Annotated in this window: 1 protein-coding gene; it reads right to left on the minus strand. The window is 64.3% G+C overall.

What is annotated here, in order from left to right:
* Window positions 1–128 precede the first annotated feature (128 nt).
* Window positions 129–14117, minus strand: a complete 13989-nt coding sequence (locus BM235_RS01130) for an S-layer homology domain-containing protein (protein ID WP_090108697.1) — start codon at window positions 14115–14117, stop codon at window positions 129–131.
* Window positions 14118–14259: the final 142 nt, after the last annotated feature.

Below are 14259 nucleotides of genomic sequence, written 5' to 3' on the forward strand. Positions count from 1 at the left end.
CCGATTAAGCTGCTCGCGCATAAAAAATAGGGTTACCCTGAACCAGCGCGGTCGCTGAGGGTAACCCTTAATTTATATATGCTCATGCGCACTCGGGAATCATTTCTACGCCCCGCCCTAGATCCGTATTAAGTCGTGTAATCGACCACGCGAATGGTGAAGTTCACGATTTGGTACAGACGCTTAGCGATTCTATAATAGTCGGGGAAATTCGGGATCGCCGTTTCCGCCAGTTTTTTGAACATGATCTTCGTGATCTCGAAGGTCAAAATCGCCCTGTACACGTCGATCATCGTCTCCGCGACGTCCAGCACGTTGTACCCGGACAGCACCATGACCTTGGTCGCCGTCCCGAGATCGTACTCCCGCTCGGTATTCAGCAGCTGCCCGGCCGCCTCCGAGACGTCGATGCCCGCATAGCGGAGCGTCGTGATCGTGACGATCATCGAGATCTCGCCGTTGTTCACCAGCGAACGGGCGGCAGGGTCCAGCGCATTGTAGAAGGCTTGCCGCTCGCTGCCCGAGATCTCCTTGATGATGGCGTACGTAATATTCAATCGATCGCCTGTCGCGTACTGGATTGCCGCGACCAGATCGACCAGCGAAATTACATCCGCATCGTGTAACTCCTGCGCGATCTGCTTGACCGTCCAGTCTCCGATCTCCTGCATGTAATAGATGATCCACGCCGGGCGGCAATTCGCGGCCAGCAGCGCCTCCGCAACGTCCTCGATCTTCGTGACCCCGCCGTCGTAGAGCGCTTTGGCGATCGAATAGAAGCCCATGTTTCGGTACGAGACCATCATCTTTGCAAGCGTGCTTGCGGAGACGCCGGACGCTATCAGGAGCTGGACGGTGACCGGGCCGTTGCTGCCGGTAATGTCCAGGTTCCGGAAGTAATCGGTCAGGGCATACCCGTTGTCGATAAGCATCTGAAGCCGGACGGCATAAGCCAGATCCGAGGCGTTCGACATCGCTTGCTGCGCCGTCAGTCCCAGCGCCTTGAAGCTCGCGGAGAGAGACGACGGCTTGTCGCCGACGGCGCTCACCGCCCCCATGATATCGGTCGCCGCGATGTTCTGCCCTCTCATGGCAAAGGCGATGTCCGTCAGCGATGCGCTCGGGTTCGCAGCCCGGACGATATAGATCACCTTGTACGGGAGCATCGTCCAGTTTCGCAGCGTCTGCACGATAGCGGCCGGGGACGTGACGCCGAGCTGCGCGAACTGGGCGCCTTGTTCGGCTTCGGTTCCCTCGTTGCCGCGCGTCACGTTGAAGTAATTGTAGCGCATCTTCAAAATGCTGGCATTGTCGTAACCGAGCTTCATCAGCGTATCGACCAGATAACTCGCGGGAGCCGTGTCCAGCAGTCCGCGGAGCGCAAGCTCGGCGGATACGTCGTTGGCGTTCGCTCCGCGATCCTTCATGCGCTTCAGATAGGCGAACAGCGGATCGTCCCCGTATACCTCGGCGACCGCGGCACGGACCCGTTCGGCCGATAGGACGGCGGGCGAGATCGCGTCGATGACGCCGAGCGCGTCGAGATGGAAGAGCACTTTCAACGCGAGCACGATCTGCGCGTCCGAGAACGAGCCTTTCATGAAGCTCACGACCGAGCTTGGCGTCGTCGCATTGTCCGGCAGAATCTTGGCCAGATAGCCGATGCTCTCGCTGCTGTAGTAAACCTTGGATATCGCCAGCCCGAGATCCGTGCCCGGATAATACGTCACGAGCAGCGCCGTCGCTTCATCCGCGCCCAGATCGTAGGCGTCCTTCAGGTATTGAACGATATCCGCGACCGGCGTCTCTTGCCGGCGCAGGAATGCGACCGCGCCCTCCTGCGTTCGAATCCCGTACAGATCGAGCACTTGCTGGAGCGTCCCGGAGGACGCGCCGACCGTGGCATAGACCTGATCGACCGTCGTTTGAATCGCCGTCGCCGCATACGCGCCAAGCGACGACAGGGTCGCCTGCGTCTGCGCGAAGGTCAGGCCGTAGCTCGACCTCATCGTCTCGGCGATCGCAGTCATTCTGTACCCCGCCGCGCTCAGCAGGCGGGCGGCCTTGTCGGACGAGTCGAACGCCCCAAGACGCTTGAACGCGTCGATCGTCGCCGCGTCGTACGTCGAGCCGTATACCCCGTTCAAAGCGGACAGGATCGCAGCGACATCCAGCGTACCGCCGCCGAGCAGCAGCTCGGCCGATTCGGCGGACGATTTGCCGTGGAACGTCTTCAGGAACTTGACGATGTCGAAAAGGGAATATCCCGCGCTCCACAGATAGGCGACCGATTCGCCGGCGCCGGTGATGCCGGCTTCCTGCAGCGCCTCCTGCGGACCGGACGACGCGGAAGAATCCGAAGTTCCCTCGTATACGTACTGAACCGTCCAGTCGACGACGGCTTCGTCCTCGAAGCCGAGCGCAGCCAGCGCTTCGGTCGTCGCCGCCGCCGTATTGCCGTAGTAACGCTTGGAGATCTCGACGACGTCCTGCAGCGAGTACCCCATCGAACGGAGGAGCAGCGCGGCTTCGGCGATCCCGGCGATGCCGCTCTCGTCGAGCAGCTCGTCCGCGCTCTGGGCGATCGGCTTGCCGTAGTACTCGGCGACGGTCGCGAGCACGTTCGCGCTTGCGAACAGCTTCGACTGCAGCAGCGCGTAGGACGCCTCGCCGGCGGACAGATGGTAATACGCCTTGGCGGCGAGCACGATGTCGGACAGCGCGAACTGGCTTTGCAGCAGATCCGGGATCGCGTCCGCGAACTCCGGCTTGCCCGTGGCGGCCAGCGTATCGAGCATCGTCTCGGTCAGCGTCTGGCCGTAGACGTAGGATACGGCCTGTTGAATCTCGTCCGTCGTATAGTAACCGTCCAGCTCGGCCGCGGTCTCCCCGGCCGTCAATTCGTAATGCTCCATGCCGACGCGCACGATATTCTCCAGCCCGAAGCCCATCCGGCCGAGGAACGTCACCGCGCTGCCGAGCGTGTCCATATGGTTGGCCGCCAGCGAATCGACGATATTGGCCGTCTGGGAGGTGCCGTACACCTGCGCGACGACCGCGACGACATCCGATTGCTGATAGTAGGACGTGCCGAGCAGCGCCTTCATCGCTTCGCCCGCCGATACGCCGTAGCCGTCCTTCGCCACCTTAACGTTGGTCGCCAGGCTGAACTGCGCCTGGTAGACGAACGGGACGGCGCCCGCATAGGTAGCGGTCCCCTGCTCGGCGAGCAGGGCGTGGATGACCTTCTCGACCGACAGCCCGTAGGCGGCCGAGATCGCCGTGACGAGCGCGTTGTTCGCGCCCATATTGCGCTGAACGAAGGCAGCCGCCGTCTTGCCGGCCGACCAAGAATAACGATCCTTCATCAGCCCGGCAAGCTCTTGAATGCCGAAGCCTTCATAGCGCAAGTAATCGATGGCGCCTTCGGCGCTCGTAATGCCCGCCGCCTCCAGCGTCTCCGTCATCGTAGCGGCCAGCGTCTGGCCGTAGAGGCCGGCCAGACCGGTCAGAATCTTTTTCTTGTCGTTCGGATATTGCTTCGCGAGCAGGGCAGCCGCCTCCGCGGCCGTGAGTCCGTAATCGTTCTTCAGGCTGCCCGCGATGTCCGCCATCGAGTACCCCGCGTAGGCCAAGAACGCGAGCCCGCTCTCCGGCGTATCGAGCGACGCGGCCTTGAGCAGCTGCGAGATCGTCACTTGCTGCTGCGAATAAAGCGACTGGAGCACGCGGATCGTGTCCTTCAGTTGAACGACGCCGCTGTAGCGATAAGCGACCGTCACCATCCCTTGCAGGACGTCCGCTTGGTCGAAGCCCGCTCTCATGAGCGCGGGTCCGATCAGGCTGGCATCCCTGTAGCTCGGATACCGGGCGAATATCGTGTTCATGACCGAGGTCGCCGTACCGCCTTGCGCGCGCAGCGTCTGAATCCAGAGCGCGACCGGGTCGCCGCCGTAGGCCCACGCGATCGCGCGGCCGATAGCCTCGTCGTCATCGTTCGTATGCGCGGTCAGCACCGCTGCCGCGGCCGGCGCGTCTATGCCGTACGCATCGCGCAGGACGAGCGCTTTATCCTTCAACGGATAGGGCGCGAGCCTATCGATCACTTGTTCCATGGATTCGGATTGGCTTTTCAAGTATGCGGCCACGTCGCTTGCCGCAATCCCGTTCTTGCTGAAGGCGGCGATCCAATTCGCGATGTTCAAACGATCGAATTCGGCCGCGACTTCTTCGAAGGCGTAGCCCGTGTTTTTTAGCGCAGACATGACGTAAGGTGCCGCAGCGCTCTTATCGCGGCTATACCAGATGTTGTTCAGATAGAAATTTCCGTCGATCACGTCGGCCAAGTCATATAGGCCGGATGTGCTCATGGCGCCGTTCATGTCCTGAATCGTCAAATTCGAGAACATATATTGGGCGTCGTTGACCGCCGTCGGCACGGCGCACGGGCAGCCGAACCTTGCGAAGGCGCTCGTCCGCTCCAGATCCAGGAAGTCCCTCAGGGTCAATCCCATTTGACCGACCAGGGCTTTGGAGATGTCAAGCTTGTCCCAGTAAGGACTCGCCGCCGTCGCGATGGATACGGCATCGGTCTGCACGTCCGCCGCTTGGGCGAATACCGTCCGCAGCGCCGCGACGGCCTCGGCAGCCGTATACCGGCGATTATAGTCGTTCGCGATATACTGGATGGCTTCGTTCAGCCCGAACGGACCGCCGCTTTGGAGAACGGCATCGCGCATGGCGCCAAGCGCCTTGTCCGCGGACAGGCCGGCCAGCGTGAGCTTCCGGAACGTCTCGTAAGGATGCATCCCGTTGTTCATGAAGTACGAAGCCGTCTGCGCCGGATCGTACCCGCCGGCCAAAATATACTTGATCATGCTATTGCGCTGCGCGTAGTCCAGCGCCGGACTCAAAGCCGACACCGCCGCCGCGATATCCGCCCCGAAATATTCGCGAGCCAGGGCCGAACGCCGTTCGATCGTATATCCGTTGGCGGCGAACTCGATCAGAATCGCGCTAAGCGCCGTGCCTGTCGATACCCACACGTCGTTCACGGCGGCCGCGATCGCGGCGTCATCGTCGCCTATGCGCTTCATGGCGTCGATGAGCACGCCGGCCCCGGCCCCGGCCGAGCGAATGCCCGCCCCGACTTCCGTTGCGGTATTCCCCTTGCCGAGCAGTTCCGCCGCCACGAGTTCCCGTCCGTATTCCTTGCTCAGAATCCCGTAAGCGTCCGATGCGGAGAACCCGGCGCCCAGGAATACGTCCGCTGCTTCGCTCAGGCTGTCGTAGTCGTACAGCTGCGCGATCGCGTCGCCGATCGCGCTCGGCTCGAAGCCGGCCCGGGACAGCAGCTCGGCATTGTCGACCGCCTCCGTGCCGTATACCGATAGAACGGCAGCGGCAATCTCGCTTGCGGACAGACCGCCATCGGCCAGCGCTTGAACCGTGTCTGCGGCCGCGGTCGCGTATACGCGCCGGATCGCCGCGCCAATGTCGTTTTTAGCGTAATTGGCGGTGCGCAGGAGCGAAGCGGCGCCTGCGCTCGTCTCCTTGTAGTCGCTACGCAGCACCTGTGCGGCAGCTTCTCCGGATACGCCGGCCTTCTTCAGATAGACAGCCGCGACCTTGCTCGAGAAGCCGAGCGCCTGCAGCGCCGGTCCGATCTCTGCGGCCGTGAAGCCCGCCGAGATCAACTGGCCGATCATATCCATGCCGTTAAAGGAAGCGGCGACGTTGTACTTCGCATAGGCGTCGCAGATCGCCTTCGCGTCCGCATTCATCGCGTACAGCAGCGGCGCCAGATCGGTTCTGTCCAGCAGATACTCCCGCACGACCGCCGCATACAGGACCGCATTTTTAAACCCGCCCTCGCGGAGCGCGATCGCCGTTTCGAGCGGCGTCTTGCCGTACTGCGCATGAAGCACTTGCGCGGGGGAGGCCGCATCGCCCGCATTCGCGTAGCTCTGGATCATGCCGAGCAGCGACGAGACGTTCGATACCGCGACCTCTTCGAACGGCGCCATATACGTCTTGTTGACGGCGTACACGCGATTCACGCCGCTCGACGCGACGCTCACCTTCGACGATTCGCCGATGACCTTGCCGGTCCATGTCAGGACGATCTGCGTCTTGTCTGCGCCGAGCGTAGACAGGACGCCGCTCTGCCACTGCGAATCGATCTTGACTGAGAATACCGACCGCTCGTCCGTTAGAGCCAGCTGCTTGTCGAAATAAAGCGTGATGAGCTTCCCGTCGGCGCTGGTCGCGGCGGACACCAGCTGCGGCGGCGCGCTGACGTTGTTCACCGGCAGATCCGCGCCGAAGTCGTAGCCGGTCTTGGACAGCTTGAGCGTAAACGCCTGATTGTAAGAGACATTCGCTGCGATCGTGTAGGTAAGCCCATCGTCCGTCGTCGTCAAGGTGCCTACCGCGTCTCTGCCGGAAGCGTCGATCAGCTTCGCGGCGAGGCCCTGCACCGGCATCGACAAGGCGATCGTCAGTCCGCCTTCATGGAGCTTGGCGATCCGAACGCTCACGCGGTAAGGCACGTAGACGCTCGACGCCGCGCCGAAGTCGTATTTAAACTTGACGATGCGCAGCGAATAGGTGCTTCCTTCCGCCAGCGCCGCTTGAACGACATACGTTCCGGCTGTCGTCCCGGGGACGACGCCGGTCACGCGAACCGCATCCCCGTCTGCCGTCAGCAGATCGACGTCCGCGGCCAGCAGCTCGATGCCGGGATCGCTCAGCGCGAGCGCGATCCCGCCGGCGGTGGCGCCCGTCACTTCGCTGCTCGTCCGCTTCGGCAGCGCGAATTCGACGGGACCCGCGAACGCGCGGTTCGTGCCGGCGATCGACAGCGTGTATACGGCGCCGGCGTACATCGTGACGTTCACGGCGTAGCGGGTGCCGTCGGCCGATGCCTTGTAGAACCGGTTGTTATCCAGCGGGATGACGATCCCGTCGTCGCCCATGAGCGTGACGAGGCTCGGGGCCAGGCTCGCCACCGGTTCGCCGAATTGAACGTAGAAGCCCGTTGACGACACGTCGGAAACGGTCACTCCGATCAAACGCTGCGCCTCGAACGTCAGCGCGGAGCCGAAGTCCGCCTTCGGCGACGAGACAACCAGCGTATAACTTGATCCCGCGATCAGCGTCGCCTTCGCTTGATACGTCAGCCCGCCGTCAGCGGTCGTCAGGGATCCGATCGCGACCGTCTTGCCTTCGCTGTCCTTTAGCGAGAGATGACCCGCCGTCAGATTCCGGACCGCGTGGTCCAGGCGCAAGGCGAAGCCCGTCTGCATCGGATTTTCAACGGACGCGGCCGCTGGCTCCTTCACGTAAAAAGGAAGTCCCGCGCCGAAGTCGTACCCCGCTCCGGCAATGCTTAAGCTGTACGCGCTGCCGGACGGCAGCGACGCCTTCAGCGCGTAAGTCCCGCCGCCGTCCGAAGATGCGGCGGCGGAGATCGGGACGGCCTGCCCTACCGCGTCCGTCAGCTTGAAGCTGACGGCGGACAGTCCCGGCGCAGGCACGCTCATGCGGACCGTCACGCCCTGCGGCGTAATGCCGTCGTACGAGACGCCCACGGGAATCGGCACGGCGGCCGATACCGGAGCCCCGAAGTCGAAGCCGGCCGCCGACACCGTCGCCTTGTAGGTCTCGCCCGGCGTCAGCGTCGCGGAGATCTTGTACGTGCCGCCGCTTAACGCTTCGACGCTTTGAATGGCGACGGCATGGCCCGCGCCGTCGCGCAGCGCGAAGTTAGCCTCGCCCAGCCCGCCGATCCCGGGACTCAGCACAAGGGTCATGCCCGAGGCGTCGACCGCCGCCGCACGGACCGTCGCCGCTTCCGGCAGCTTTGCCGTCAACGCTCGACCGAAGTCGTAACCCGTCTTGCTGGGCAGGATCGTATAGGTCTCGCCGCCGACGAACGGCCCGGTGAGCCGGTACGTTTTCCACCCGTCTTCCGACACGGCTGAAGTCAGCGCCAGCGGATTGCCGGAGGCGTCCCGCACGAGGAAGTCGCCCTTGCCCAGCGACATGACCGCCGGGTTCAAGCCGATATCGACGTAGTTCGCGCCCGTCCCGAGCACGGCGGGGCTGACGATGGCAGGCACGAGCACCTGGATCGCGTCGCCGAAGTCGTAGCCGCTCTTCGCCGGCAGCGCCGTTACCGTTTCCGAGCCCCAGAAGCTGGACTCGATGCGGTAGGTGTATCCGCCGTCGTCCGTCGTCGCGTCATGCACCGGCAGCGGCGCGCGCTGGCCGGTACGCCGGATCGTGAAGTCGCTCGGCCGAAGGTCGGGCACGGCCTGATCGAAGCGCAGCGTGAATGCGTTGTTATTGCCGCTCTCCATCCCTTCGAACGTCGTCGCGACGCTCCGCACGGTCAGCGCGATATCGCCGCCGAGGTCATACCCGGGCTTGTCGAAGCTCAGCGTATAGGTCTTGCCTGCCGCGAGCGTCGTCTCCAGGTCGTAGGACAGCCCCCCGTCCGAAGAAATCTCGGATCGGATCTGGACCGCCTGTCCGTCCTCGTCCTTCAGGATGACGTCGGTATTGTACAAATAAACGGGCGAGCTGAACACGAGGCGGAAGCCCTTCAGCGTCAGCCGGTCTACCGCGACCTGATTCGAATGGAGCGAGATCGACTGGTTGGACGCGAACCGGAACACATAAGGCGGCTTGTCCGCGATCGCGACTTGATACTGCTTGCCGCTTGCGAGCGGCACCTTCGCATAGTACGTCCAACCTGCATCCGCAGTCTGCACGGACTGGACCGCCACCGCGTTCCCTTCGCGGTCCGTGACCGCGAAGTCCGCGGGCGTCAGCCCGTCGACGCCAGGCCATAGCAGCAGCTTGAACCCGGCCTGCGAGCCGAACGCGAAGGCGCTGACTTCGATCTTAAAGCCCACGGCCAGCGGAGCGAACGTATACCCGGTCCGTTCGGCCTTGAGCGTATATTTCTGCGTCACGTCGAAGGCGCCCTTCAGCACGTAGTAGCCGGGAGCGTCCTCCTTCTCAGAGACCGCGACGGACACCTTTTGCCCTTTGGCGTTGTACAGCGCGAAGTTGTCGGCCGTCATGCCGGACACGCCCGTGCCGACGACGATCTCCGTCGCGTTCGCGCTGACGAAGCGCAGCACGGCGTCAGCCGGTACCGTAAAGGCAACGGCCGAAGCCAGCTTGAATTCCTCCCGCTTCAGCTCCAGCGTATAGTCGTCGCCCGGCATGAGGCCGTTGAAGGCGACTTGATAGCTCAGTCCGCCGTCCGTCGTCTTAAGCGTATAGCTGCCCGGGGGAAGCGCGACGCCGCCTTGGCTCAGCACGAGCTGAAGGAACTGCAGATCCGGGATCTTGGCGCTGAACGTCACCTTCATGCCCGCCGTCGTAATGCTGCCGAGCGTGACCGCGACCGTCTTCGTCACGGCGAACGACACCGGACCGACGCTTTGCTTCAAGTCGTTCGGCTTGTATTGCAGGGTGTACGTCTTGCCCTCCGCAAGCGTGCCGACCAGCGAATAGTTGGCGCCGCCGTCGTTCGTAGAGACCGACGTCAGGGCGAACGTCTCGCCCGTCGCGCTCTTGACGACGAAGTTCTGCTTGCCCAGCCCGCCGACCGGCGTATCGAACCGGACCTTCAGGCCTTGCGCCGTCGCTTCGGTGACGCTATACGGCCCCGGCAGCGCGAAGCTCACCGGCGCCATCGCATATGACTCGTGATCGAGCCGGATCGTGTAGCCGATCCCCGGCTTGAGCGCTTGGTTCGGGACGCGAACCGCGTAGCTCGCCCCGTGATCCGCGGACTCGAATACGTTCGGCATGTAGACCTGCCCGTCCGGGTCCGCGATCGACAAGCCCAGATAGTTCTCGATCTCCGGAAAGGCCGGATCGAAGTTCAGGGTGAAGCGCCCGTCGCTCGACACGTCCGTGACGCTCGCCTTGAGGATCGGCTTGACGCGCATCGTTAGCGGCGTGTCGAACGCGACATTGTCCTTTTCCAAAGCGACCGTATAAGTCTCTCCGCTCGTCAGGCCCACGCTGACGCGATAATGGAGACCGCCGTCGTTCGTCGTCAGCTTCGCGCCGCTCAGCTTGACGTCCTGCGCATCGCGAATGTCCAAGTTGGCCGGGAGCAATCCGGGCACGGCATTGTCGAAAGCCAGATCGAAGCCCGACGTCGTTACGTTCGAGATCGTCGAAGCGCCCGCGTCGTTCGGATCGCCGGCCTCGAAGCCGACGCCGTCCTCCGGCAGATGGCCGGACAGCTTCAGGTTGTAGCGGCCTGCCGGCAGATTCGCCGTCAGCCGGTAGGAGCTTCCCTGATCGACCGTCACCGCCGACGCGATGCTCACCGCATCGCCCGTATCGGCGTCGGTCAGGCTGAAGCTGCCCGCGGAGAGGCCGTCGACCGGATCGCTCAGCTTCGCCGTCAGTCCGCTGCCGGTCACCCGATCGACGGAGAGCGTCGCGACGAGCGGCACGCTGACGTAGAAGTCGTTGGCGTCGAGGTCGGCGTCGACTTGCAGGAAGTAGGCGCCCGGCGCCAAGCTCGCCTGGATCTGATAGGTGCCGCCCTGATCGACAGTGGTCACCGACTGGATCGGCACCGGAGCGTCGTCCGCCGCCTTTCTCAGATGGAAGCCGTATGCCGTATTGATAAGAACGGAAGGCACGAGCGCGAGCGTGAAGCCGTTCCTCGTCACGTTCGAGACGTCGCTCTGGCTGTAGACGTGAATCTTCTTCGGTGCGCCGAAGTCATAGCCGTCGGCATGCACGGATACTTGATAATCCTGCCCGCCCGTGCCGTTGAAGGAGACGACATAGATGCGCTGCCCGCTGTCGAAGGTCACGCCGACGATCCCGACCGGCTGGCCCGATGCGTCCTTGACCGAGAAGTTGTCCTTCGTCAGATTCGGAACCTGCGGGTTCAAGCCGGCCATGAACTGCGTCGGGATGTGTCCAGCGCCCCACAGATTCAGCGTCGCGCTCACGAGCGTCGCCGGCGCGCCGAAGTCGTAGCCGTCCGCCGCGATCGCCAGCTTGAACGGTCCGCCGGCACTCATGCCGCTCGTCGACAAGGCGTAGGTGCTGCCCCCGTCGGCGGAGACGACCGCATCGATCGCGACGCCGGCGCCGCTCGCGTCCGTGATCGCGAATGCATTCGCGGCGAGGCCGGGTACCGGCAGCTCGAAGTGGACCGATACGCCGGTATAATTGCCGAAATAGCCGTCGAAGGTCGTATATTTGCCTATCGGGATCGCATCCGCGATATCGACGGCGCCTTCAAAAAATTGAGCTTCGTCGGTCTCGAATCGGAAGGCGTACTGGCCCGACGCCGAGAGATTCGCCGTCACGGCGGCCGAACGGGCATCGGCGGCCAGTCTGAAGCTCTGCAGCGCGACCGGAGCGCCCGACGGATCCTTCAACGCGAGCTGCGCGGATGCCAGTCCATATACCGGACGCGAGAAATGCAGCTTGAAGCCGCCATGCGTCACGTCGGATACCGTCGTCGGCACTTGCTCCGGCTGCACCTTGACGGCGGCCGGCGCGTCGAAGACGTAACCCGCCTTGTTCAGCGTCAAGGAATAAGAAGCGTCCTTCGCCAGCCTCGCCCATACCTCGTATTTCTTGCCGACGGCGATCGCGCTCAGCATGTCGATGCTGACGGGCACGCCGTTCGCGTCGGCCAGCTCGAAGTTCAGCGCGTCCAAGCCGGACACGGTCTTGTCCAAGGACAGCAGGAAGCCGTTCACCGACACGCTGCTGGCCGTCGGCGTTACGACGACGTCGGCTTCGCTCTGAAGCGCGAACTGCAGATTCGCCCCGAAGCTGTAGCCCTGCTTCGCGATCGCGAGCGTGTAGACGACGCCCGTCTCCAGCGCGGCGGACAGGACGTAGGACAAGCCGCCGTCGACCGCCGTCGCGCTTGCGATCGCCGCGCTTGCGCCGCCTTCCTTAGTCAGCGTGAAGCCGCTCGCGCTTAAGCCTGTCACCGGCTCGCTGAACGTCACTTTGAACCCGCTCGCGCCGATCTCATAGACGGACGCGCCGACCGATACCGTCCCCGGGTCGGTGACCGGCACGAACACGGCGATCGGACTGCCGAAGCGGTAGCCTGCGCGCGCGATCGTCAACGTATAGGTCGCCCCTTCCGCGAGCGCGGCGGAGAGCGCGTACGTCGCGCCGCCGTCGGCCGTCGCGGCATCCGCGACCGCGACGGCTTCGTCCGTACCGTTGCGCCTCAGCGAGAAGCTCGCGGCGTTCAGCCCGGCGACCGCAGGACTAAGCGTGACGCGCAAGCCCGCGGTGCCGATATCCGCCGCGGCGGCCGAGACCGCGATCTCTTCAGGCGGCACGACCGGCACGGCGAACGTGACGGCCGCGCCGAATTCGTAGCCGGACAAGGACAGGCGTACAGTATACGTCTCGCCCTCGTGCAGCGCCGCGACGACCCGGTACGCGCTGCCGTTCGTCAGCGTCGCCGCCGAGACGACGGCTACGGCATGCCCCGCGGCGTCGGTCAGCGAGACCGCCGACGCGGTTAGCCCGGGCACGGCGGGACTCAGAGTCAAGCGAAAACCGCCCGCGCCCGCATCGGACGCGGCGACGGCGACGCGCGTCGAAGCCGGCGGCGGGGTCGGCGTAGGCGTCGGGGTCCCTCCCCCGCCGGTACCGCCGCCGCTTGTCCCGCCGCTCCCGGCCGAAGCCCCGGCCCGATCCGTCCTCTCTATCGAGACCGGCTTCGTCTCGAATACGATGCCCGGCGCGTCGAGAAGCGCCTTGTCGATGATACCCGCCCCGGAGACGCTCGCCGCGCCGTGCAGCTCCATGTCCGCGACCCGGACGCCGGACGCCAGCGTGATCGACGCAGTCCCGACCTTCTCGCTCACGATCAAACGCTCGACCGTACCGGCGCTCACGGTCACCTTCGCGTCGCCGACGATCTCCACTTGGCTGTACGCGCCGGACAACGAGACTTCGCCCGCTGCGGAGATCGTGATGCCTTCGATCGCGGCGCCGGAGGAGCCGTTCGATTCGATATTCGCGTCCGTCCGCACGTCCATCTGCTCGATGACTGTCGTGCCGCCGACGACGATCCGGATCCGGCCGTCCTTCTTCTCGACGACGACCGTCCCGAGCCGCGAATCGTCGATATGCACGCTGTGCGCCCCGCCGCCCTGCAGATTCGTGCTCCCGCTTACGTCGACGCCCTTTAGGTAGGCGTCCCCTTCGCCGACGGCTGCGCCGATCGTCAGGTTACCGCGCACCGTCACGTTGCGAAGCGTGATGCCGGGCGCATCGATCACGACGTCCCCGGCGACCGCGACCGTGCCGGATGCCGGTCCATAGGTGCCTGCCGCCGTCAATCGCAGCGCGGCCGGCACGATGCCCCCGTCCGCGCCCTTTGCGGACTGCGTACGGATCCGGTCCAGCAGCACGACGGCCTCCGCGCGCGTCAGCTTCCCGCCGGGACGCACCGTTCCGTCCGCGAAGCCCTGAACGATGCCGCCTTCGACCAGCGCGCCAAGCGCGGCCCGGGCATAGCCCGGCACGTCTGCCCGGTCTCCGAACGCGCCGAGCGCGTTCGCCCCGTCGCGCTCGACGGCCGGCACGAGCTTCGCGAGCATGACGGCCGCCTCCGCGCGGGACAGCTGCCGATTCGGCTTGAACGTCCCGTCCGGGAAGCCGTTAATGTAGCCTGCCGACACTGCCGCCTGCACCTGTGGCGCGTACCAGGCGTTGTCCGGCACGTCGGCGAACTGCAGGCTCGCGCTCCCCTTGTAGGCGAACAGCCGGTTCACGAGCGCCACGAACTCGATCCGGCTGATGACCTGGTCCGGACGCAAGGTACCGTCCTGGAAGCCGGTGATCAGCCCCAGGCGCTGCCACTCCGCCATCGTATCGCCGGCCCAGTGCCCCGCCGTGTCGGCGGAAGCGGACGCGGCGGCCAAAGCCCCGAGGTCGGAAGCTCCGAATTCCGCAGCCTGCGCGGTCGCCGCCGCAGCCCTTCCTCCTCCGATGTTCGGCAGAACCAAGCCGCTCAGCATACTCGCGACGAGCAGCCACGCAAGCGCGATGCCGCGCCATTTTCTTCCTCTTTTCCCCACAGTGCGCAAACCCCTTCCCTCGCTTGCCGCGCGCCGGATCAGGATCGACCCGATGCGGACGGATGGCGAGCATTCTAGGGCTAAGTCTACGGGACCCGAATAAAAGAATAATGAAAGAGTTCGTCAAAAAAAGACAAAAAAC

The sequence above is a fragment of the Cohnella sp. OV330 genome, assembly GCF_900112065.1.
Taxonomy (GTDB): Bacteria; Bacillota; Bacilli; order Paenibacillales; family Paenibacillaceae; genus Cohnella.